The 21065-nt window shown below is 72.2% G+C and carries 20 protein-coding genes and 1 pseudogene; 14 read left to right on the top strand and 7 right to left on the bottom strand.

All coding sequences use genetic code 11. The features are described from left to right. Position 1 precedes the first annotated feature (1 nt). The 4 genes from ACH4TL_RS06435 (at position 2) to ACH4TL_RS06420 (ending at position 2516) form a co-directional block, all read left to right on the top strand. Entirely contained in the window at positions 2-466 is a 465-nt protein-coding gene (locus ACH4TL_RS06435; protein WP_398311033.1) for an SRPBCC family protein, read from the top strand. Positions 467-470: 4 nt separating this feature from the next. Continuing rightward, positions 471-794 (top strand): TcmI family type II polyketide cyclase, encoded by a 324-nt coding sequence (locus ACH4TL_RS06430; RefSeq protein ID WP_398311036.1) that lies wholly within the window; start codon positions 471-473, stop codon positions 792-794. Positions 795-1118: 324 nt separating this feature from the next. Then, a complete protein-coding gene (locus tag ACH4TL_RS06425; protein ID WP_398311039.1) occupies positions 1119-1676 on the top strand; it encodes a hypothetical protein in 558 nt (185 codons plus the stop codon). A 108-nt stretch (positions 1677-1784) separates the two neighbouring features. Continuing rightward, positions 1785-2516 carry a class F sortase gene (locus tag ACH4TL_RS06420; RefSeq protein ID WP_398311622.1) on the top strand — a complete coding sequence of 244 codons (732 nt, stop codon included), beginning with the start codon at positions 1785-1787 and terminating at the stop codon, positions 2514-2516. 84 nt (positions 2517-2600) lie between these two features. Here the strand turns inward: ACH4TL_RS06420 and ACH4TL_RS06415 are convergent, their stop codons facing one another. From ACH4TL_RS06415 to ACH4TL_RS06395, 5 genes are all read right to left on the bottom strand, one after another. Continuing rightward, positions 2601-3662: a methyltransferase gene (locus ACH4TL_RS06415; protein WP_398311042.1), complete on the bottom strand. Its 1062-nt coding sequence runs from the start codon at positions 3660-3662 to the stop codon at positions 2601-2603. A 10-nt stretch (positions 3663-3672) separates the two neighbouring features. Then, positions 3673-4740, bottom strand: a complete 1068-nt coding sequence (locus tag ACH4TL_RS06410; RefSeq protein WP_398311045.1) for a nitrous oxide reductase family maturation protein NosD — start codon at positions 4738-4740, stop codon at positions 3673-3675. 70 nt (positions 4741-4810) lie between these two features. Then, a complete protein-coding gene (locus ACH4TL_RS06405; protein ID WP_398311048.1) occupies positions 4811-5944 on the bottom strand; it encodes an MBL fold metallo-hydrolase in 1134 nt (377 codons plus the stop codon). 28 nt (positions 5945-5972) lie between these two features. Beyond that, on the bottom strand, positions 5973-7193 hold the full coding sequence (locus ACH4TL_RS06400; RefSeq protein ID WP_398311051.1) for an aminotransferase class I/II-fold pyridoxal phosphate-dependent enzyme: 1221 nt from the start codon (positions 7191-7193) through the stop codon (positions 5973-5975). 93 nt (positions 7194-7286) lie between these two features. Further along, on the bottom strand, positions 7287-8030 hold the full coding sequence (locus ACH4TL_RS06395; protein ID WP_398311054.1) for an ANTAR domain-containing protein: 744 nt from the start codon (positions 8028-8030) through the stop codon (positions 7287-7289). A gap of 124 nt (positions 8031-8154) precedes the next feature. Between ACH4TL_RS06395 and ACH4TL_RS06390 the strand changes: the two genes are divergently transcribed. Beyond that, on the top strand, positions 8155-9408 hold the full coding sequence (locus ACH4TL_RS06390) for a PAS domain-containing protein (protein WP_398311057.1): 1254 nt from the start codon (positions 8155-8157) through the stop codon (positions 9406-9408). Positions 9409-9418: 10 nt separating this feature from the next. Here the strand turns inward: ACH4TL_RS06390 and ACH4TL_RS06385 are convergent, their stop codons facing one another. Then, positions 9419-10252 (bottom strand): SigB/SigF/SigG family RNA polymerase sigma factor, encoded by an 834-nt coding sequence (locus tag ACH4TL_RS06385; RefSeq protein ID WP_398311061.1) that lies wholly within the window; start codon positions 10250-10252, stop codon positions 9419-9421. Positions 10253-10486: 234 nt separating this feature from the next. Here ACH4TL_RS06385 and ACH4TL_RS06380 point away from each other — a divergent pair, with 234 nt between their 5' ends. From ACH4TL_RS06380 to ACH4TL_RS06360, 5 genes and pseudogenes are all read left to right on the top strand, one after another. Beyond that, positions 10487-11452, top strand: a complete 966-nt coding sequence (locus tag ACH4TL_RS06380; protein ID WP_398311064.1) for a TIGR03557 family F420-dependent LLM class oxidoreductase — start codon at positions 10487-10489, stop codon at positions 11450-11452. Between the two features lie 67 nt (positions 11453-11519). After that, positions 11520-13352, top strand: coding sequence for a thiamine pyrophosphate-requiring protein (locus ACH4TL_RS06375; RefSeq protein ID WP_398311067.1), 1833 nt, complete (start codon positions 11520-11522; stop codon positions 13350-13352). A 240-nt stretch (positions 13353-13592) separates the two neighbouring features. After that, positions 13593-14341 (top strand): annotated as a pseudogene (locus tag ACH4TL_RS06370) (enolase C-terminal domain-like protein); the annotation flags it as partial. 86 nt (positions 14342-14427) lie between these two features. Beyond that, on the top strand, positions 14428-14973 hold the full coding sequence (locus ACH4TL_RS06365) for a type 1 glutamine amidotransferase domain-containing protein (RefSeq protein ID WP_398311070.1): 546 nt from the start codon (positions 14428-14430) through the stop codon (positions 14971-14973). Then, entirely contained in the window at positions 14970-17075 is a 2106-nt protein-coding gene (locus ACH4TL_RS06360) for a catalase (RefSeq protein ID WP_398311073.1), read from the top strand. Before ACH4TL_RS06365 ends, ACH4TL_RS06360 begins: the two co-directional genes overlap by 4 nt. Positions 17076-17136: 61 nt before the next feature. Here the strand turns inward: ACH4TL_RS06360 and ACH4TL_RS06355 are convergent, their stop codons facing one another. Continuing rightward, positions 17137-17742, bottom strand: a complete 606-nt coding sequence (locus ACH4TL_RS06355; RefSeq protein ID WP_398311076.1) for a TIGR03086 family metal-binding protein — start codon at positions 17740-17742, stop codon at positions 17137-17139. A gap of 237 nt (positions 17743-17979) precedes the next feature. Between ACH4TL_RS06355 and ACH4TL_RS06350 the strand changes: the two genes are divergently transcribed. From ACH4TL_RS06350 to ACH4TL_RS06335, 4 genes are all read left to right on the top strand, one after another. Next, positions 17980-19158 carry a Vms1/Ankzf1 family peptidyl-tRNA hydrolase gene (locus ACH4TL_RS06350; protein WP_398311079.1) on the top strand — a complete coding sequence of 393 codons (1179 nt, stop codon included), beginning with the start codon at positions 17980-17982 and terminating at the stop codon, positions 19156-19158. 59 nt (positions 19159-19217) lie between these two features. After that, positions 19218-19601 (top strand): DUF2795 domain-containing protein, encoded by a 384-nt coding sequence (locus ACH4TL_RS06345; RefSeq protein ID WP_398311082.1) that lies wholly within the window; start codon positions 19218-19220, stop codon positions 19599-19601. A 67-nt stretch (positions 19602-19668) separates the two neighbouring features. Next, positions 19669-20049 carry a CBS domain-containing protein gene (locus ACH4TL_RS06340; protein WP_398311085.1) on the top strand — a complete coding sequence of 127 codons (381 nt, stop codon included), beginning with the start codon at positions 19669-19671 and terminating at the stop codon, positions 20047-20049. 180 nt (positions 20050-20229) lie between these two features. Then, positions 20230-21042 (top strand): class I SAM-dependent methyltransferase, encoded by an 813-nt coding sequence (locus ACH4TL_RS06335; protein WP_398311088.1) that lies wholly within the window; start codon positions 20230-20232, stop codon positions 21040-21042. Positions 21043-21065: the final 23 nt, after the last annotated feature.

The raw sequence follows: 21065 nt of genomic DNA, 5'->3' as shown, positions 1-21065 counted from the left end.
GATGACCGGCCACACCGACAACGAGATCCTGATCAAGGCCCCTCTGGACCTCGTCTGGGACATGACGAACGACCTGGAGAACTGGCCGGATCTGTTCAGCGAGTACGCGTCGGTCGAGGTGCTCCAGCGGAACGGGGACACCACCACCTTCCGGCTGACCATGCACCCCGACGAGAACGGCAAGGTGTGGAGCTGGGTCTCCGAGCGCGAATCGGCCCGCGATGTACGGACCGTATGGGCGCGCCGGGTGGAGACCGGTCCTTTCGCCTTCATGAACATCCGCTGGGAGTACGACGAGGAGCCCGAGGGCACCCGGATGCGCTGGACCCAGGACTTCGAGATGAAGCCGGACGCGCCGGTCGACGACGCCGGAATGACCGAGCACATCAACCGAAACTCCAAAATCCAGATGGAGCTGATCCGGGACAAGATCGAGCAGCGTGCCCGCGCGCGGGTCGGGGCGTGAGGAAATGCACCGTGAACTGATCGTGGCCCGGATGAAGGAGAATGCGGCGCAGGACATCGCCGCCGTGTTCGACGAGTCGGACCGCAAGGGTGAACTGCCCGCTCTGATAGGCGTGCGGGGCCGGAGTCTGTTCCAGTTCGGCGATGTCTATCTGCATCTGATCGAGGCCGACAAGCCGCCGGGGCCCGCGGTCGCGCGGGTGACCGGGCATCCGGAGTTCCGCGCCATCAGCGAGCGGCTCGCGGCGTACGTGCAGGCCTACGACCCGGCGACCTGGCGCGAGCCGAAGGACGCCATGGCGAACGAGTTCTACCGCTGGGAGTGCTAGGAGACCGGGCCGGGCGAGGGCCCGGCCCGTTTTCGAACCGGCTGCCGCATTAGCGGAAGCCGGTTCCGGCGTTTTGGGGCCGGTGCACCGGGGAGCGGGCCGGAAAAGCCTGTCGTCCAATCAGATGATTAACCATCAGCCCGTTCGCGCGGCAAAAGGGTGATCAATAGTCAGAATCCACTCGGAGGGCTTACATCCGTCAGATTTGCTGGCCGCGTCAGGTGGCAGCGGGGCCCCTCTTCGCTGACGGTGGTTAAGACGCCGACGCGATCCCTTTGTCTGGCAAATGGTCAGTAATCGCGCCGGTGCCGGAAGGAATGACTCATGCGATCTACTCGCGCACTCTTCGCCGGGGCGGCGATCGCCGCCACCCTGACCCTGGGCGCCCCTGCCGCCGCGTTCGCTGCCGACGTCTCGGACCCGGGCGGTCACGGCGGGTACTCGAGCAGCCAGGAGTCCTCCGAGGACGGCTACGGTCAGAGCGGCAGCTCCTGGAAGGACAAGGACAAGGAGCAGAAGGAAGAGCACGGCAAGGAAGAGCAGGGCAAGGAAGAAGAGCACGGCAAGGAAGAGATGAAGGGCAAGGACGAGGGCGGCGAGCGCGACCACGACTGGTCCAGCGACCCGTCCAAGGGCAAGGACGAGGAGCCCCGCGAGCACGACTGGTCGGGCAAGAAGGGCGACTGGGAGGGCAAGAAGGGCGACTGGGACGGCGGGTCCTGGAAGGGCCAGGAGAAGCCGAAGGGTGGCGTCCACACCGGCGGTGGCGGCATGGCCTCCACGGGCAGCGGCATGGCCGCCGGTTCGGTTCTGCTCCTCGGTGGGCTCGGCGCCGGTGCCTACGCCCTGCGTCGCCGCAAGCCGTCCGGCACCGCGATCTGAGCCTGACGCTTCTGAAAAACCCCGTGCTGCCGTGGCACCACCGCTCGCTTCGGCGGAGGTGCCACGGCAGCGCCACGGACGGGCGCTGTGAGAAAGGCGAACACCCGCATGGGCAAACAGGGCAAGCAGGGCGGTACTGACAGCAACACCCGCACGCTCCGATGGGCCGCGGCGTCGGCTCTCATCGGTGTCTTCCTGATCTACAACTCGGTCGACGCGTCCTCCCAGTCCTCCTCATCGGTGGCACCGGCCACGCCCGCGGTCACCGCGTCCGCCGAGGCGGATACGCAGCCGGAGACGGCGGAGGTTCCGCAGGAGGAGTCCGACCCGCAGGCACCGGCGGCCGAGCCCGCGTCCCGGCCCGGGCCCGCGCTGCCGCCGTCGACCCCGAACCAGCTGGACATCCCCTCGATCGGCGTGAGCGCCCCGTTCACCCCGCTGGCGCTCAACCGCCAGGGAACCCTGGTCCCGCCGCCCGACACCAACAACAACCTCGTCGGCTGGTACAAGGCCGGTCCCTCCCCCGGTGAGCGCGGCAACGCCATCGTGGCCGGACACGTGGACACCAAGACCGGCCCCGCGGTGTTCTCCATGCTCAGTACCCTGAAGACGGGCGGCAAGATCACCGTGACCCGCGCCGACGGCATCCTCGCCACGTTCGTCGTGGACGAGGTGCGGACCTTCAAGAAGAAGGACTTCCCCGACCGTGAGGTGTACGGGGACACCGACGACGCCCAGCTGCGCGTGATCACCTGTGGCGGCGCGTACGACCACACCGCCAAGGACTACACGGCGAACGTGGTGGTGTTCGCCCACCTCAGCTCGTTCCGCTGGGCCTGAGCACAGCACCCGGTACCCACACACCAAGGTGCCCGCGCCCCCCTCTCAGAGGGACGGCGCGGGCACCTTCGCGCGCACCGGTGGCTAGCCGGGCACCGTGCTGTCGATGGCGTGCAGGTAGGAGTTGACGGGACGGCTCTCGGTGACGTTCAGCCCGGCCTCGGTCATCCGCGCCACCAGGCTGTCCGTGGTGTGCTTGCGCCCGCCCACGTTGAGCAGCAGGAACAGGTCCATGGCGGTGGTGAACGAGGAGCGGCTGTTGTCGATGAGGTTCTCGATGACGAGGACCCGGGCGCCGGGCCGCGCGGCCGCGACCACGTTGGCGAGCGTGCGGCGGGTGTTCTCGTCGTTCCACTCCAGGATGTTCTTGATGATGTAGAGATCGGCCTGCACCGGGATCTCCCGGCGGCAGTCGCCCGGCACCAGCGTGGCCCGCTCGGCCAGCGCGCCGCCGTCCCGCAGCCGGGGGTCGGCGCCCGCCACCACCTGCGGCAGGTCCAGCAGGGTGCCGCGCAGATCGGGGCGCTTCTCCAGGAGGCTGGCCAGCACATGGCCCTGGCCGCCGCCGATGTCGGCGACCTCCTTGACGCCGTCGAGGTCGACGAAGGCCGCGACCTCGGCCGCCGACTGCCTGCTGGAGGTGGTCATCGCCCGGTCGAAGACCTCGGCCGACTCGGGGGCGTCCTCGTGCAGATAGGTGAAGAAGTCCTTGCCGTACAGCTCGTTGAAGACGATGTCGCCGGAGCGCACCGCCCGGTCGAGCCGCGGCCAGGCCTCCCAGGTCCACGGCTCGGTGCACCACAGCGAGATGTACCGCAGGCTGCGCGGGGCGTCCTCGCGCAGCAGCCGGGACATGGCGGTGTGGACGAAGCGGCCGTCGTCGGTCTCGGCGAAGATCCCGCAGCAGGCCAGGGCACGCAGCAGGCGGCACAGCGGATCGGGTTCGGCGTCCACGGTGGCGGCGAGTTCGCCGACGGAGGTGGGCTCCTCCCCCAGCGCGTCGGCGACGCGCAGCCGGGCGGCGGCGCGTACGGCGGCGGCCCGGGCGGCGCCGAAGGCGATCTCCCGCAGCTGCATGGCGGCCGCCTGGGACGCGGCGGCGCCTTCCGGCGCCGTACCGGGGGGCGGGGTGGCGGTGGTGGTCATGGCGTCCCCCTCAGCACCGGCCGGCGGGCACCGACAGCGTGCAGACGTTGCCGGTGAAGGTGTTGCCGGGACCCTTGTCCCGGTCGGCCACATCGGCGGGCTTGTTGCCGGTCAGCACATTGCGGCTGATGGCGTTCTTGCTGTTCGCGATGCCGACGACGCTCTTGAACAGCACGATCCCGCCGGACATGGGCGAGGTGCCGACGTTGTCGTGCACCTGATTGCCGGTCACCCGGGTGGTCTCGGCGCCGGTGAGCACGATGCCCGCGCCCTGGATGAACGGCAGCCGGGCGTTGGGCGCGCAGTAGGCGTTGTTGGCCTGGACGGCGTTGTGCGCCACCGTCAGGTCCCCGGCGCGGGGCTTGGACTCGTCGCCCACGACGAACACCCCGCCGCAGTTGCCGCTGACGATGTTCTGCTCGACGGTCAGGTTGCGCAGGCGGCGTACGACGACGCCGATGCGGTTGCCGGTCAGCCGGTTATCGGCGACCCGGGTGCCCTTGGTGTCGGTGGCGCCGCCCTCCTCGTCGACGGTATTGGCGAGGAAGATGCCCGATTCCTTGTTGTTGCGGGAGAGGTTGCGGACGAAGACCCCGCGGGTGGACAGCTGCTGCCCGATGCCCTGCTGCCCGTTCTTCTCGGCGAGGACGCCGCGTACCTCCATCCGGACGGTACGGGTGCCCCAGATGCCGTTCTTGGGGAAGCCGGTGACGGTCAGCGAGCGGATCCGGACATTGCTGACGGGGCGTTGGGCCGTACCGGTGACGCAGAGTCCGTGTCCGGCCTTGCCGCAGGCGTTGGCCGACGCCTTGGCGGGCGCGGTGAGGACCGTCGTCCGGCCCACGCCGCGCAGGGTGATCCCGCTCTTGGTGATCTGCACGTTCTCCTGGTAGACACCGGCCCGCAGCTGGATGGTGTCGCCCGGCCTGGCCGCCTTCACCGCGGCCTGGATGGACTGGCCGGGCTTGACGGTGTGCACGGTGGGGGCCGGAGCGGCGTGGGCGCCCGGCAGCTGGGTGAGTTCGATCGCGAGGGCGGCCGTGAGGCCCGCCAGGTAGCGAAGCTTTCGTGTGCGCATGAACAGGAAGTTATGAGCGACTTTCCCCACTCGCCACTTATGCCCCTCCTTGCCGCCTACGCCCCGTCAGCTACTCCAGCACCCGCGAACCGCCCACCGGCAGGTCCCACAGCTCCTCGCGGGGACGGCCCGTCGCCTCGAAGGCGGCACGGACCCGGTGCAGCGGCTCCAGCGGGGGTTCGGCGGAGAGCAGGAACGTCGACCAGTGCATGGGGACCAGCGCCCGAGCCCCGAGGTCCAGATACGCCCGTACGGCCTCCTCGGGGTCGATGTGCACCGGGTGGAGCATCCAGCGCGGGTCGTACGCGCCGATCGGCAGCAGCGCCAGATCGATGCCCGGGTAGCGGCGGCCGATCTCCCGGAACCAGTAGCCGTAGCCGGTGTCACCCGCGAAGTACACCCGCTGTCCTTCGGGCGCGGTGACGACCCATCCGCCCCACAGCGAGCGGCAGGTGTCGGTCAGGGTGCGCTTGCTCCAGTGGTGCGCGGGGACGAAGTCGAAGCGGACCGGGCCGCCCTCGCCCGGCAGTTCGGCCGCCTCCCACCAGTCCAGCTCGGTCACCCGGGTGAACCGGCGCGCCCGGAACCATCCGGCGAGACCGGCCGGGACGAACAGCGGCGTGGCCCGGGGCAGCCGCTTGAGGGTGGGGGCGTCGAGGTGGTCGTAGTGGTTGTGGCTGATGACCACCGCGTCGACCGGCGGCAGATCCTCCCAGCGCACCCCGGGCGGGGTGACCCGGGCCGGGGTGCCGAGGATGCGGCGGGCCCAGACCGGGTCGGTGAGCACGGTCAGCCCGCCGATCCGCAGCACCCAACTCGCGTGCCCCGCCCAGGTCAGCGCCGTCTGCGCGGGGCCGGTCGGCGGCAGCGGGCCGGGCGCGAAGGGCAGGTCAGGGATCTGGCGCAGCGTCTCCACCGGCGGCCGCAGCCGCCCCTCGCGGGCCAGCCGGGCGAGCGCGCGCACCCCGGGCAGCGGGTAGGTGAGCCGGTCGATGAACGACCGCGGCCAGACCCGGACCTCGCCGAGCGGCCGCGGGGCGGGCAGCGGCGGGGCCTCGGCGGACGGGGCCAACGCCTCCACGGACGGAGACGGGGACGACGGCGGCGGGGACGGCCACGGGGCGCGGGGCGAGCGCGGCGGGAGGGGCGACCGGGAGGTGCCGCGGCCCTCGCCCGCTTCGGTGGGTTCGGCCTGGTCGGTCATGGGGTGCGCTCCCTCCACGCTCGGCCGGTCATGGCGCCTCCGCCCGGACGAGGTCGCGGAAGGCCGCCTCGAAGGCGCCCAACTCCTCGGCCACATGCGGAAGTTCCAGCGGATCCGGGGCGGCCAGCGCGGCGAGCCGCAGCTCGTCCGACGCCCCCAGCAGTGGCAGCGTCGCCAGCCGGACCCGCAGGGTGTGCGGCGGGTCACCGAACCGGTGGCCACCGGCCACCGCCGGGCCGAGCCGCGCGGCCAGCTCGCGCTCCAGCTCCACCGAATCGGTGAGGGAGCGGGCGGCCAGCACCCCGCGCAGCTCGTCGAGGTCCGCGTACAGCTGGCGCCCGGCCTGCGGCGGGCGGCACAGCGCGCCGACGGCGGTCAGCGCCCGGTACGCCGCGGCCGCCACCGCCCCGTGCGCCCGGGCGGCGGCGGCCATCCGGCCGCGGACCGGCTCGGGCTCGGCGAGCGCGTACCCGGCGGCCACCGAGACGGGCGCGGACAGCCCGCCCCGTACGGCGGTGAGCGTGGACAGCACCCGGGCGCGCAGCTCGGCGCCGCGCTCGGTGGCCGGGAACCTGGCCATCGCGGCGGGCCAGCCGACCGGGGTGAGGGCGCCCGCGAGGTCGGTGAGCACGACGACGTGCTCGGGTGCCATCTCGGCGGGGCTCAGCAGCACCGTGCCGCGCGGATGGTGCACGGTGTCCCGCCAGGTCTCGTCGCTGACGATCAGCAGCCCCTCGGCCACCGCCGCCTCGCACACCTCGTGCAGCAGCTCGGGCGGGGCCACGGTGCCGGTCGGATCGTCGGCCACGGACAGCAGCAGGATGCGCGGCACCCCGCCCTCGGCCCGCACCCGGCGGACGGTCTCCAGCAGCGCGAACGGATCGGGCAGCCCGCCGCACTCGGCCGGGACCGGGGCGTGGTGGCCGCGCCGGTCCACCAGCCGCACCAGCGGCTCGTACCAGGCGGCGCAGGGGCGGGGCAGCAGGACGTCGCCGCCGGGGGCCGAGGCGAGCAGCCCGAGCAGCAGCGGCTCGGCGCCGGGGGCGGCCACGACGTGCGCGGGGTCGGTCCACAGCCCGCGCCGCGACCAGTAGCCGCAGGCGGCCGCGCGCAGCTCGGCGGAGCCGCCGACCGGCTCGGGGGCGATCCGGTCCGCGGCCGCCGCGAAGCACGCGGCCAGCTCCGGGAGGACCGGCAGCCCGCCGTCGTCCCGCTCGGCCGGGGCCGGTGCGGTCCACTGCCGTTGCATGCGTCCACACCCTTCGTGTGTGTGCCGACGCTGTCCACCTTCGCAGATCCGCGGTGGCGGCGGCGTGCGGCGACACCCGGCCGGCGGGCGCTGTCAGGAGGGGTCGTCCTGGTCCAGGGCGATCAGGCGGCGCTCCAGGCCGCGGCCGCGGGTCCGTACGACCGTCTCGGCCACGTTGACCAGCTTGCGGTTCGTCCGCTGCGAGGTGCGGCGCAGCAGCTCGAAGGCGCGGTCGGCGTCGCAGCCCAGCACGTACATCACGATCCCGCACGCCTGGTCCACCACCGGGCGCGACCGCAGCGCCGCGTCCAGCTGGTCCACCTGGACGAGGGCGGCGCGGTAGAGGCGGTCCCGGGCCAGCGACTCGGTGGTCAGGTCGCCCAGCAGCTCGGTGGCGTCCTGGGCCGCCTTCTCCAGGGGCCCGGGCCGCAGGCCGTAGACGGAGATCGTCACCGTCAGCCCGTCGCATTCGAACGGCAGCGTCGTACTGGACCGCACCCCCGCGTCCAGCGCCCGGGCCCGGTAGCGCGGCCAGCGCAGATCGTGCAGCAGATCGTCGGCGCCCGCCGGACGGCCGGTGTCCAGGGCGGCCAGGATCGGGCCCTCCCCCGACATCATCTGCACCGACACCAGCGCCGACAGATCGGGGTGGGTGGCGGCGATCGTCCGGTCGTCCTCCGCGTCGGCGGACGCGTCCTGGGGAAGGAGCGCCGTGGCGGTCGCCCCGCAGCTGGCCGGGGTGCACGAGGCGGCCTGTTCCGCCAGCTCCGCGAGCCCCCGGCCGAGCGAGGGGGTGTCGGGCTGGCACTGCGAGCGGCTGTACGGGCGTTCGGGCATCGCCGGCTCCGGTCCTTTCTTTCGGTAGAGGTCGCAGTGGTCCCTTTCGGTCGGCTTCCCGCTGCCTTGCGCGGAAAACAACACCGGGCGGGTGCTCCGCGGCCGGTCCCGCTACGGTGTGCGCATGTCCCAGGCGCAGGATTTCGGTGCGGAACTCACGGATTTCCGCAGACGCGTTGATGAACTGCGAACGGCGAGGGCGCTTCCCTCGCAGGAGCGGCGGTCCTTGCTGGACGCCGCTCTTTTCGAGCTCCAGCACGCGGTCGACGTGCTGTGGCCGCGGTACGAGGAGCTGGCCGCGGCGAGCCGCGTCCCCCCGGGGAGCCGGGGCGACTCCCAGGAGCAGCAGCTGCTGCGCGCCCTGTTCCAGCGCCTGCCGATTCCCGTCGTCCTGCTGGACCGGGAGTCCGTCGTCCGTCGCATGAACTTCGCCGCGACCCAGCTGTTCAACACCCGCGCCGGGTACGCCACCGGCCGCCCGCTGACGTCGTCGCTGCGCCGCGACGGGCAGGCCGCGCTGCGGTCGCAGGTCGCGGCGGTGGCGCGCGGCGAGGGCGGGCGGAGCCTGACCGTGCACCTGCCGCAGCCGGGTCCTGACGGCGCCCTGCGGGTGACGCTGGCGGCGCTGCGGCCGCCGGGCGAACCGCAGCCCGCGGTGCTGGCCGCCTTCCAGCCGGACCGCGGCACCCCGGTGGCCACCTCCTCCGCCACCCTCGCGGCGCCGAGGAGCGCCGGGGCCGGCGGAACCGCCGGGCGGGACGCGCTGGACGCGGCGGGGGCCGCCCAGCCGGACCTGGCCGAGGTGACGCGCAACGCCGAACTGCTGGACCTCGTCGACGACATGGCGACCGCGCTGTTACGGGTGACCCTCGCGGGCGGCGGCCCCGAGGAGGTGCTGGGGCGGGCGGCGGAGCTGCTGCACGGGCGGTTCGCCGACTGGGTGATCGCCGACCTGGCCGGGGACGACGCCGGGGACGGCACCGGGGGCGGCATCGGCGCACCGCGCCGGATGGTGGCGCTCGGCCCGCCGGAGGCGGCCGGGGAGCGGACGGCGTCGCTGGCCGGGCAGGACCCGGCCGGATGCCCGCTGGTGGCCGACGCGCTGGACGACGGGGTGTCGGCCCTGCGGGTGAGCCCGCCCGACGGATTCGCCTTCGGCCGGGACGCCACCGGCGCGCCCGTGCTCGTGCGGGAGGAGGTCACCTCGCTGCTCTGCATCCCGCTGCGGGTCTCGCCCACGGCCCCGGTCCTCGGCGCGCTCACCCTGTTCCGTACGGGCGGGCGGAGCGCCTTCGAGATGGCGGAGGCGGGGGCGGCGGACCGCGTCTCCCGCCACATCGCCCTGGCCCTCAGCCGCCCCCGGGTCCGGGGGGCCTGAGGCACCGGCGCTACGCCGCTTCCGCGTCGACTTCCTGGCCCAGGCGCTCGCAGGTTCGGCTGATCAGCCGGGAGACATGCATCTGGGAGATGCCCATCCGGTCGGCGATGCGGCCCTGTGTCTCATCGCAGAAGAACCGCAGGTACAGGATGCGCCGTTCGCGTTCGGGCAGGGCGGCGAGGCGCGGCTTGAGCGCCTCGCGCTGGACGACGCGGTCGTAGGAGGGCTCCGGTGCGCCGAGGGTGTCGACGAGCGCGTACCCGTCGTCGGCACCGCGCAGTTCGGCGTCCAGGGAGAGCGTGCTGTAGCTCTCCAGCGCCTCCATGCCCGCCCGGACGTCCTCCTCGCTCAGCCCGGTGTGCTCGGCGACATCGGCGACGGCGGGCGTGCGGCCGTCCGGGGTGCGGCTCAGCTCCTGGACCGCCGTACGGACCCGGTTGCGCAGCTCCTGGACCCGGCGCGGGACGTGGAGGCCCCACAGATGGTCCCGGAAGTGGCGCTTGACCTCGCCGACCACGGTCGGCACGGCGTAGCTCTCGAAGGCGGTGCCGCGCTCCGGGTCGTAGCGGTTGACGGCCTTGACCAGGCCGAGCATGGCGACCTGGCGAAGGTCCTCGGCGGACTCGCCGCGGTTGCGGAACTGCCCGGCCAGCCGTTCGGCCATCGGCATCCAGGCGCGGACGACGTCCTGGCGCAGGGATTCCTTGGCCGGACCGTCCGGCAGGGTGGCGATGCGGTGGAAGTCGGCGGTGGTGTCGGGGGCGTCGTCGTGCGGGTGCCGGGGCTGCCGGTGATGTGCCTGCTGGGGGTGGGTGTGCGGGGGGTGTGCTCGAACGGCCGTCATGCGGACGTGCCTCCCTTGGACTATGGTGAGTCACCGTGGGAGCAAACCGGACAAATGGTGCGACCGCTCAGGACACGCCTGTCGCAGTCTGGCTGCTCCTGTGGCGTGCCTCCGGTCCGAAGCACTAGGGAGCGCGTGCCCGTACGAGGCCCTGCCAAACAACGATCCTTCCGTGTTTTCTTCGCTGCGCGCCGGTTACCCGAGCCATCGCACTTCGCGCTCGAGGAGGGTCCGATGACCGAGTACGGCTACTTTCTGGCCGCCGAGGAACACGGCCCCGCCGAGCTGGTCGAGCAGGCACGGATGGCGGAACAGGCGGGATTCACCTCGCTGTGGATCTCCGACCACTACCACCCCTGGAACACGGCACAGGGCCAGAGTTCGTTCGTCTGGTCCGTGATCGGCGCCCTGGCCCAGGCCACCTCGCTGCCCGTGCAGACCGCCGTGACCTGCCCGACGTTCCGCATGCACCCCGCCGTCGTCGCCCACGCGGCGGCCACCAGCGCCGTCCTGCTGGAGGGCCGCTTCCGGCTGGGCGTGGGCAGCGGTGAGGCCCTGAACGAACACATACTGGGCGACCGCTGGCCCCCCGCCCCGCTCCGGCTGGAGATGCTGGAGGAGGCCGTGATGGTGATGCGCCAGCTGTTCGAGGGGCGCCGGGTCAACCACCACGGCAAGCACTACACGGTGGAGAACGCCCGGCTGTTCACGGTCCCCGACGAGCCCGTGCCCATCGACATCGCCGCGTCGGGGGAGGCCGCCTGCGCGCTGGCCGGACGGGTCGGCGACGGCTTCATCACGATGTCCCCCGACGCGGAGCTGGTGGAGCGGTTCCGGCGCGGCAGCGGCGCGAGCGGCAACCACAAGCCCGTACGCGGCGGCCTGAAGGTGTGCTGGGGCCCGGACGCCGACGAGGCGCTGCGCACCGCACACCGGCTGTGGGCGGTCGAGACGCTGCCCGGCCAGCTGCTGACGACGCTGCCCACCCCGGCCCACTTCGAGCAGGCCGCCGAACTCCTGCCGCCCGAGCGGACGGCGGACAAGGTGACCTGCGGCGACGACGTCGACGCCCATATCGGCGCGCTGTCCGCCTACGCCGAGGCCGGGTTCGACACCGTCTACGTCAACCAGATCGGCCCCGATCAGCGCGGCTTCTTCGACTTCTACCGCACCAAGGTGCTGCCGCAGCTGGCCGGTTGAGCGCGTCCGTCCGTCAGCGGTTCGTCCGTCAGCGATTCCGAGCACCCCACAGGAGTGAGTGACCGACATGACCATGAAAGTCGCCGACTACGTCCTCGCCCGGCTGCGCGAGTGGGGCGTCGAGCATGTCTACGGCTACCCGGGCGACGGCATCAACGGCTTGCTCGCCGCCTGGGGGCGGGCGGAGAACGAACCCCGGTTCATCCAGGCCCGGCACGAGGAGATGGCCGCGTTCGAGGCCGTCGGCTACGCCAAGTTCAGCGGGCGCCTCGGCGTCTGCGCGGCGACCTCGGGACCGGGCGCCATCCACCTGCTGAACGGGCTGTACGACGCCAAGCTGGACCACGTCCCGGTGGTCGCGCTTGTCGGCCAGACCCACCGCAGCGCGATGGGCGGCTCGTACCAGCAGGAAGTCGACCTGCACAGCCTCTACAAGGACGTCGCCTCCGACTTCCTGGAGACCGTGACCGTCCCCGAGCAGCTGCCGAACGTGCTGGACCGGGCCATCCGCACCGCCTACGCCCGGCGCGCCCCCACCGCCGTGATCATCCCGGCGGACGTGCAGGAGCTGGACTACACCCCGCCCACCCACGAGTTCAAGATGGTGCCCTCCAGTCTGGACCGCAGCGGCTGGTCCGCGGTGCCCTCCAGCAGCGCACTGGAGCGCGCCGCCGAGGTACTGAACGCGGGCGAGCGGGTCGCGATCCTGGTCGGCCAGGGCGCCGCCGGGGCGCGCGCCGAGGTGCGGCAGGTGGCCGACACGCTCGGCGCGGGCATCGCCAAGGCGCTCCTCGGTCTTGACGTGCTGAGCGACGACCTGCCGTACGTCACCGGGCCCATCGGGCTGCTGGGCACCCGCCCCTCGTACGAGCTGATGCGCGACTGCGACACCCTGCTGACGATCGGCTCCAGCTTCCCGTACACCCAGTTCCTGCCGGAGTTCGGCAAGGTCCGCGGGGTGCAGGTCGACCTCGATCCGCACATGATCGGGATGCGCTACCCGTACGAGGTGAACCTGGTGGGGGACGCGCGCGAGACGCTGCTGCGGCTGCTGCCGATGCTGCGCCGCAAGGAGTCCCGCGACTGGCAGGACGAGATCATGGCGGGCGTACGGCGCTGGGACGAGGTGATGGAGCAGCGGGCCGAGGTGTCCGCCGACCCCATCAACCCCGAGTACGTGGCCCACTGCCTCAACCCGCTGCTCCCCGACGACGCGATCCTCACCTGCGACTCCGGCTCCGTCGCCAACTGGTACGCCCGCCATGTGCGGATGCGCGGCCGGATGCGCGGCTCCCTGTCCGGCACCCTGGCCACCATGGGCAGCGGCGTGCCGTACGCGATCGGCGCCAAGTTCGCGCATCCGGAGCGGCCCGTGGTGGCGCTCGTCGGGGACGGCGCGATGCAGATGAACGGCCTGGCGGAGCTGATCACCGCGGCCAAGTACCGCCACGCGTGGGACGATCCGCGGCTGGTCATCGCCGTCTGGAACAACCAGGACCTCAACCAGGTGACCTGGGAGATGCGGGCGATGGGCGGCGCGCCGCAGTTCCTGCCCTCGCAGGAGCTCCCCGACGTGTCCTACGCGCGGTTCGCCGAATCGCTCGGTCTGAAGGGCATCCGGGTGGAGAAGCCGGGCGACGTCGAGCACGCGTGGCGCGAGGCGCTGAGCGCGGACGGCCCGGTGTGCGTCGAGTTCCTGACCGACCCGGCCGTGCCGCCGATCCCGCCGCACGCGACCTGGGAGCAGATGGAGGCCACGCTCGAATCGATGGTCAAGGGCGACCCGGACCGCACCGGCATGGTGCGCCAGGGGCTGAAGGCGAAGGTGCAGGAGTTCCTGCCGCACCGCTCGCACAAGAACCACGGCCAGGGCAAGAAGGCCGACGGCGACGCCACATGAGCCCGGATACGTCGTGAAGATCGAGCGGCTGGACGTCACGGCAGCGCGCTCGCGTTGTCGGGCAAACTGCCGGTTGTGCGTTGCGAGAACCAAGCACGTACGACGTGCTGAGCGAGAACCAAGCTGGCACGAGCACCTCCAAGCTTTGCCGTACCAACCCGGGCAGGTTCCGTCCCGGCTGGTGTTGATCGTGCAAAACCCGCTGGTCCGCCGGACCGGCAGGCAACGTGAGCCAGGAATCCCCCTTCATCTGGGGGAGGGTTCAACACGTACCACGACACCCGCGCCGCCCGCGCCCCGCCCGGGGCTCGGGGGCCAGGGCCTGGCCACCCAGCTGACCGGCTGGGTGCACGGCCAGGGCATCGAACGCGTCAAGATCAAGATCGGCGAGGCATGGGGGCCGGGCCCTCGGTCGCGACCTGGCCCGGGTGCGCCACGCGCGCGACGCGATCGGCCCGCACGCCGAGCTGTATGTCGACGCGGGCGGCGCCTACAACCGCAAGCAGGCGGTGCGCATGGGCCACGCCCTCGCCGAACAAGGGGTCGGCTGGTTCGAGGAGCCGGTCTCCTCCGACGACCTGGACGGCCTGCGGGTCGTGCGCGACCTGGTGGTCTGCGATGTCACGGCGGGCGAGTACGGCTACACGCTGCCGTACTTCGCGCGCCTGGCCCCCGTCGTGGACTGCCTCCAGGCCGACGTCACCCGCTGCGGCGGGCTCACCGTCTGGCTCCGCGCCGCAGCGCTCGCCGAGGCCATGGGTCTGGAGATCTCCGCGCACTGCCCCCCGCGCGCCCACGCGGCCGTGGCCGCGTGCGTACCGAATCTGCGCCACCTCGAATGGTTCCACGACCACGCGCGCATCGAGTCCACCCTCTTCACCGGCGCCCTCGACCCCACCGGCGGCTCGGTGCGGCCCGGTGCGAGCGGCGCGCCGGGGCACGGGATGTCTTTCCGCCATGAGACGGCGACGCCTTACCGGGTGCTGTGAACGGTTTCGACGCCGCCCTGCTGGCTACCCACCAGGCGGACGACGTCCGGAGAACACGCATGACATCAGAGAGGACGTGAACGCACATGATGGTCGCCTTCCTCGTCGCCCCCGAAGGCGTTGAGCAGATCGAACTCACCGATCCCTGGCAGGCGGTCCGCGACGCCGGCGGCACGCCCCGACTGGTGTCCACCACATCCGGCCGCATCCAGGCGTTCCACCACCTCGACAAGGCGGACACCTTCGAGGTCGACCAGACGGTGAAGGACGCGGCCGTCGAGGAGTACGACGGCCTGGTGCTGCCCGGCGGGGTCGCCAACCCCGACTTCCTGCGCCTGGACAAGCGGGCCGTCGCCTTCATCAAGGGCTTCTTCGACGCGGGCAAGCCGGTCGCCGCCATCTGCCACGCGCCCTGGACGCTGGTCGAGGCCGACGTCGTCCGCGGCCGCACCCTCACCTCGTGGCCCAGCCTGCGCACCGACATCACCAACGCGGGCGGTGTCTGGGTGGACGAGCAGGTCAAGATCTGCGACGGCGGGCCCAATGCCCTGATCACCAGCCGTAAGCCGGACGACCTCAAGGCGTTCAACGAGGCGTTCCTGGAGGAGTTCGCGAAGGGAGCGGCGCGATGACTGACCAGCCGGACCGCAAGGAGCGGCAGCGCGAGGCGCATCTTGCCGCCGACCCCGTCGAGGGGCCGCTGACCACCGACCAGGGGGTGGCGGTCGACCACACCGACGACTCGCTCTCGGCGAGCGAGCGCGGCCCCACGCTGATGGAGGACTTCCACTTCCGCGAGAAGCTCACCCACTTCGACCATGAGCGGATCCCGGAGCGGGTGGTGCACGCGCGCGGCGCGGGCGCGTACGGGTACTTCGAACCGTACGAGTCCTGCGCGGAGTTCACCAAGGCCGCCTTCCTCCAGGACCCCTCGGTCCGCACCCCCGTCTTCGTACGGTTCTCCACCGTGCAGGGGCCGCGCGGCTCGGCCGACACCGTGCGCGACGTCCGCGGCTTCGCCACGAAGTTCTACACCTCGGAGGGGAACTACGACCTGGTCGGCAACAACATGCCGGTCTTCTTCATCCAGGACGGCATCAAGTTCCCCGACTTCGTGCACGCGGTGAAGCCGGAGCCGCACAACGACATCCCCACCGGCGCCTCCGCGCACGACACCCTGTGGGACTTCGTCTCCCTCCAGCCCGAGACCCTGCACACCATCATGTGGCTGATGTCGGACCGGGCCATCCCGCGCAGCTACCGGATGATGCAGGGCTTCGGCGTGCACACCTTCCGCTTCGTCGACGCGCGCGGCAAGGGCACGTTCGTGAAGTTCCACTGGAAGCCCAAGCTCGGCGTCCACTCCCTGGTGTGGGACGAGGCCCAGGAGTGCCAGGGCCGGGACCCCGACTTCAACCGGCGCGACCTGTGGGACGCCATCGAGGCGGGCGAGTACCCGGAGTGGGAGCTGGGCGTCCAACTGGTCCCGGAGGAGGACGAGTTCAACTTCGACTTCGACCTGCTCGACGCCACGAAGCTCATCCCGGAGGAGCAGGTGCCGGTGCGGCCCATCGGCCGCATGGTCCTGGACCGCAACCCGCACAACTACTTCGCCGAGACCGAACAGGTCGCCTTCCACACCGCCAACGTCGTCCCCGGCATCGACTTCACCAACGACCCGCTGCTCCAGGCCCGCAACTTCTCCTACCTGGACACCCAGCTGATCCGGCTCGGCGGCCCCAACTTCGCCCACATCCCGGTCAACCAGCCCGTCGCCCCCGTCCGCACCAACCACCGCGACGGCTACCACCAGTCCACGATCCACACCGGCACCAACTACTCCCCCAACTCCCTCGGCGGCGGCTGCCCCGCCCTCGCCGGAGCGGACGGCTACGCCTACACCCACTACGCGGAACGCGTCGACGGCGACAAGATCCGCAAGCGCAGCCCCAGCTTCAAGGACTTCTACAGCCAGCCCGCCATGTTCTGGAACAGCATGAGCGACTGGGAGCGCGAGCACATCGTCGCCGCCTTCCGCTTCGAGCTGGGCAAGGTCGGCTCGGTGCGGGTGCGGGAGCGTACGGTCGAGGAGCTGGCCCACGTCGACTACGGGCTGGCCACCGCCGTCGCCGAGGGCATCGGCATCGCCAACCCCGCCCCGGGCCCCGACAACCACAAGCCCGTCGCGTCCCCCGCCCTCAGCCTGGACAACCTGCACGGCGACCACTCCATCCGCACCCGCACCGTCGCGGCGCTGGTCACGGACGGCGTGGACGCCGAACAGCTCACCCAGGCCCAGCGGGCCCTGACCGCCGAGGGCGCCGTCGTCGAGGCGCTCGCCGCCCACGACGGCAAGGTGCGCGGCAGCGACGGCAACGGCTACGCGGTCGACCGCGCCCTGCCGACCGTCGCGTCCGTCCTGTACGACGCCGTCCTGCTGCCCGGCGGCCCGCCCGGCACCCCCGACCTGTGCGCCGACGAGGCCGCCATGCGCTTCGTCCGCGACGCCTACCGGCACGGCAAGCCGATCGGCGCCCTCGGCTCCGGCGTCGGCCTCCTCACCGCCCTCGCCCCCGACGGCATCCACCTCTCGGCGGGCCACCACCAGGTCTGCTCCGACCGGGGCGTGGTCACCGATACGACGACGGGCGCGGCGAGCGAGGAGTTCACCCGGGCGTTCACCGAAGCCCTGTCCGCCCACCGCCACTGGACCCGCCCCCCGTCCCGCCCCTGACCGGCTGCGCACGCCGACCCCACACCCCGCGGCGGGGGTGTGGGGGCGACGTGTCCCTGGGCTACGGCTCGCGGCCCAGGAGGGCCAGGAGTTTGGTTTGGGCGGGGGCGTTCGGCGGGGGTTCGACCGGGGCCGCGAAGAGACCGCTCTTCTCCAGCTCGGCCGCGTACGGGGCCACCTCGCGCACCGAGAAGTCGACCAGCGGCTTCGGCAGCCGCTCGTCGGCGCCGATGGCGCGGGAGAGGTCCCACGCGTGGACCGTCGCGTCGGTGGTCATCTGCGCGCAGTACTCCGTGGCGGGGCTCGCCCCGTAGGAGAGGGCGACGGTGCGGTCCAGGGCGCCCGTCTCCCTGAAGGCCGTACGGGCGACGGCGGCGACCGCGTCCCACGTGGCGACGGGGTCGTCGCCGAGCTGGTCGCCGGACAGGACATCGGTCCCGCCACCCGCGCTCGCGCCCTCCCGCAGCAGCGCGGGCACCCACATCTGCTCGACCGCGAGGTGGTTCACCAGGTCCCGCACGGTCCACTCGGTGCAGGGCGTGGGGGCGTCCCACTGGTCGGACCGTACGGCGTGCACCCGCTCGGTGAACAGGTCCAGCGCCTCATCGTGTCTGGCCAGCAGCGGATTGTCCGCGGCCGGGTCCGGGTTCGCGGAGGTGTCAGTCATGCGCGCCGGGTACCCGCGCGCCACGCCGTTAAAAAACGCGCAGAGGCGCCGGGCACGAGCCCCTGATCTCCCGTGCCCGGCGCCACCCTCACTCCCTGCGGGCCGCTCGGCCACGCGACGGGTCCCCGGGCCGGAAGCCCTCAAACCTGCCGACGCGGACGTTGATGAATCCGTGTCGATGCCGTGGCGACGGGTACGCGGGAGGGACGAAACACCCGGACCGCCGGGAGGGAGTACATGCGACTCGGATTCCTGAATCCGCTGTTCGAACGTCCAGGGCCCTGGGCGACCGTTTACGTCGACACCTCGCACCCCGACCAGTCCGCCGCGGAGGAGCACGAGCGCTCCGCCCGTGAGGCGTGCCGTCGGCTGGAGCAGCAGGGCGCGGACCCGCGCACCTGCCGCGCGGTGTACGACGAGCTGACCGCGGTGACACCGGCGACCGAGCCGGTGGGCCGGGCCGTGTTCGCCTCGCACGGCGAGGTGGTGCTCGACCCGCCGCTGACGGCGCCGCCGCAGGGCGCACCCCACGCCTGCTGGTCGGCGCTGCCGCATGTGGGGCCGCTGATGGGGCTGGCGGGCGATGATCCGTCCTGCCTGGTGGCGTACATCGACCGCACGGGCGCCGACTTCGAGCTGCGCGGCGCGCGCGGCGACCGGCCCGTGGGGCAGGTGGCCGGGCAGCGGTGGCCGGTGCACCGCACCGCGACGGCCGACCCCTCGGAGCGCCACTTCCAGCTGCGGACGGAGAACACCTGGGAGCACAACGCGGGGCTGATCGCGGACGAGCTGCGGGCCCGCCAGGAGGAGACGCGGGCCGATCTGGTGCTGCTGGTGGGGGACGCGCGCGAGCGGCGCGCCGTACACGACCGGCTGCCGGAGCAGCTGCGCGAGCGGGCCGCGGAGACCGCGCACGGCGGCCGCGCCCCCGGCTCGGCCTCGCCAGGTACCCACGCGGCCCGGCTGCTGGACCGCGATGTGGACGAGGTGCGGGCCCGGCATCTGCACGACCGCACCGAGGAGGCGATGGAACGCTTCCGGGCGGGCCGCGTGCCCATGGAGGGCCGTGTGACGGCGGCGGAAGGCGTTCCGGCACTGGTCGACGCGGCGCGCGAGCACCGCATCGGCACCCTGCTGATCCGGCCGGACGGCACCGATCTGTACCGCGACGTATGGGCGGGGGCCGAGCCGGACCAGGTGGCGATGCGCCGCACCGACCTCCAGTACCTGGGCGATGCCCACCCCGCCGCGGCACGCGCCGACGACGCGCTGATCCGCTCGGCCGCGGCCACCGGCGCCGAGGTGCTGACGGTGCCGCCCGGCGGTGATGCGGAGGACACGAACGACGCCCCGGTCGGGGGACTGGGCGCACTGCTGCGCTGGCCGTACGAGGGCGGCGGCGGCGCGACGCGGTGAATCTCGGGGACATGACCATCCCACGAGCAACCACGGACCCATGAAGGAAGGGGACCGACATGCAGCGAGGCAGCAACCGGCTGAGCGTTCACCGGGACGACGAGATGAAGCAGGAGCTTCAGGGACTGATCCGTTCCGGCCATCCGACCCGGGTCGAGGAGTGGCACGACCCGGAGCCCGCCGCCGACGACGACCCGGAGGTGACGACCGGTCCGGTGCCCGCACCGGGGGCGATCGGCGAGGCGGAGACGCTCCGCTTCGAGTTCGCCCGCCATCTGGGCCGTACGACGTTCCCGGCGGAACGGAGCGCGGTGCTGCGCGTCCTGCACGAGCGGCACGCACCGGACCGGCTGATCGCCCTGGCCCAGGAGCTGCCCGCCCACGAGACGTTCCGTAACGTACAGGAGGTGGTCTCCGCGCTCGGCCTGCGCCCCGAGGCGTAAGGACCCGAGGCGCAGCGGGGTGCAAGACTCGTCCTGCACCCCGACCCATCCCAAGAAGGCGAGCGACATGCCTCAGTACGTGAAAGACGTCATGACGCCCACATTCACCTATGTGCGTCCTGATGCCTCGCTGGTGGAAGCGGCGCAGCTGATGCGCGCGAAGGACATCGGCGGGGTGTTCGTGGCGCTCGACGGTGAGCTGCTGGGCGTGCTCACCGACCGCGACATCACGCTGCGCGCGGTCGCGGACGGCGTCGATCCGCTGACGGTCAGCTGCCATCTGGTGTGCACCCCGGACCCGGTGACCATCGGCCCCGACGAGGAGATCGCGGAGGCGGCCGCGCTGATGCGAAGGCATGAGGTGCGGCGGCTGCCGGTGGTCCGGGCGGGGCGCCCGGTGGGTGTGGTGAGCATGCGCGATCTGGAGCAGGGGCGGGCGCCCGCCTGAGGGGTGCCACATGTCGCCAAGAGGGCGGCGGGGAACGGGAGATGACCGTTCCCCGCCGCCCTTCCTCATGCCCACCTTTGCCCACACTGCGAGACAACTCTTCTCGTCATGCGAGATGCGACGTACGGTGGCGATCGTTCCCGTACGCGGTCGACCAGACGCTCGATGAGGAGTTCCGTCATGCCGAACGACGCCGTCTACACCCACGGACACCACGAGTCGGTGCTGCGCTCGCACACCTGGCGCACGGCCGCCAACTCCGCGGCCTATCTCACCGGCCATCTGAAGCCCCACATGCGCGTCCTGGACATCGGCTGCGGACCCGGCACCATCACCGCCGACCTGGCCGAACTGGTGCCCCAGGGCGAGGTCGTCGGCGTCGACACGGAACCCGCCATTCTGGAACGGGCACGTTCGGTCGCCGAGGAGCGCGGGCTGACCAACACCCGCTTCACCGTCGCCGACGTCCACGACCTGGACTTCCCGGACGACTCCTTCTGCGTCGTCCACGCCCATCAGGTGCTCCAGCACGTCAGCGACCCGGTGCGGGCGCTGCGCGAGATGCGGCGGGTGTGCAAGCCGGGCGGCATCGTCGCGGCCCGCGACGGCGACTACGCCGCCATGACCTGGTATCCGCAGGTCCCCGGACTGGACGCCTGGCTGGACCTGTACCGACGCGTCGCGCGCGCCAACGGCGGCGAGCCGGACGCGGGACGCCGGTTGCGGTCCTGGGCCCTGGAGGCGGGCTTCGCCGAAACCGCCCTCACCTCGACCACCGGCACATGGTGCTACGCCACCCCCGAGGAGCGGGCGTGGTGGAGCGGGCTGTGGGCGGACCGCACGGTCGCGTCCTCGTACGCCCGGCGCGCGGTGGAGGGCGGCCATGCCACGGAGGCGGAGCTGCGGGACGTGGCGGACGCCTGGCGCGAATGGGGCCGCCGGGACGACGGCTGGTTCGGCGTCCTGCACGGTGAGGTGCTGTGCCGTGTCTGACGTGCGGTTGCGGTTCAACTAGG

Origin of the sequence: Streptomyces sp. NPDC021115, assembly GCF_044333065.1 — a bacterium.
Taxonomy (GTDB): Bacteria; Actinomycetota; Actinomycetes; order Streptomycetales; family Streptomycetaceae; genus Streptomyces.
Note: the sequence above shows the minus strand (reverse complement) of the source record. Positions and strands in the feature narration are given on the sequence as shown.

Excerpts from the sequence above, each read along its gene's own strand:
- ACH4TL_RS06435 (WP_398311033.1), top strand. The coding sequence starts at position 2 with ATGACCGGCCACACCGACAACGAGATCCTGATCAAGGCCCCTCTGGAC.
- ACH4TL_RS06430 (WP_398311036.1), top strand. The coding sequence starts at position 471 with ATGCACCGTGAACTGATCGTGGCCCGGATGAAGGAGAATGCGGCGCAG.
- ACH4TL_RS06425 (WP_398311039.1), top strand. The coding sequence starts at position 1,119 with ATGCGATCTACTCGCGCACTCTTCGCCGGGGCGGCGATCGCCGCCACC.
- ACH4TL_RS06420 (WP_398311622.1), top strand. The coding sequence starts at position 1,785 with ATGGGCAAACAGGGCAAGCAGGGCGGTACTGACAGCAACACCCGCACG.
- ACH4TL_RS06415 (WP_398311042.1), bottom strand. The coding sequence starts at position 3,662 with ATGACCACCACCGCCACCCCGCCCCCCGGTACGGCGCCGGAAGGCGCC.
- ACH4TL_RS06410 (WP_398311045.1), bottom strand. The coding sequence starts at position 4,740 with ATGCGCACACGAAAGCTTCGCTACCTGGCGGGCCTCACGGCCGCCCTC.
- ACH4TL_RS06405 (WP_398311048.1), bottom strand. The coding sequence starts at position 5,944 with ATGACCGACCAGGCCGAACCCACCGAAGCGGGCGAGGGCCGCGGCACC.
- ACH4TL_RS06400 (WP_398311051.1), bottom strand. The coding sequence starts at position 7,193 with ATGCAACGGCAGTGGACCGCACCGGCCCCGGCCGAGCGGGACGACGGC.
- ACH4TL_RS06395 (WP_398311054.1), bottom strand. The coding sequence starts at position 8,030 with ATGCCCGAACGCCCGTACAGCCGCTCGCAGTGCCAGCCCGACACCCCC.
- ACH4TL_RS06390 (WP_398311057.1), top strand. The coding sequence starts at position 8,155 with ATGTCCCAGGCGCAGGATTTCGGTGCGGAACTCACGGATTTCCGCAGA.
- ACH4TL_RS06385 (WP_398311061.1), bottom strand. The coding sequence starts at position 10,252 with ATGACGGCCGTTCGAGCACACCCCCCGCACACCCACCCCCAGCAGGCA.
- ACH4TL_RS06380 (WP_398311064.1), top strand. The coding sequence starts at position 10,487 with ATGACCGAGTACGGCTACTTTCTGGCCGCCGAGGAACACGGCCCCGCC.
- ACH4TL_RS06375 (WP_398311067.1), top strand. The coding sequence starts at position 11,520 with ATGACCATGAAAGTCGCCGACTACGTCCTCGCCCGGCTGCGCGAGTGG.
- ACH4TL_RS06365 (WP_398311070.1), top strand. The coding sequence starts at position 14,428 with ATGATGGTCGCCTTCCTCGTCGCCCCCGAAGGCGTTGAGCAGATCGAA.
- ACH4TL_RS06360 (WP_398311073.1), top strand. The coding sequence starts at position 14,970 with ATGACTGACCAGCCGGACCGCAAGGAGCGGCAGCGCGAGGCGCATCTT.
- ACH4TL_RS06355 (WP_398311076.1), bottom strand. The coding sequence starts at position 17,742 with ATGACTGACACCTCCGCGAACCCGGACCCGGCCGCGGACAATCCGCTG.
- ACH4TL_RS06350 (WP_398311079.1), top strand. The coding sequence starts at position 17,980 with ATGCGACTCGGATTCCTGAATCCGCTGTTCGAACGTCCAGGGCCCTGG.
- ACH4TL_RS06345 (WP_398311082.1), top strand. The coding sequence starts at position 19,218 with ATGCAGCGAGGCAGCAACCGGCTGAGCGTTCACCGGGACGACGAGATG.
- ACH4TL_RS06340 (WP_398311085.1), top strand. The coding sequence starts at position 19,669 with ATGCCTCAGTACGTGAAAGACGTCATGACGCCCACATTCACCTATGTG.
- ACH4TL_RS06335 (WP_398311088.1), top strand. The coding sequence starts at position 20,230 with ATGCCGAACGACGCCGTCTACACCCACGGACACCACGAGTCGGTGCTG.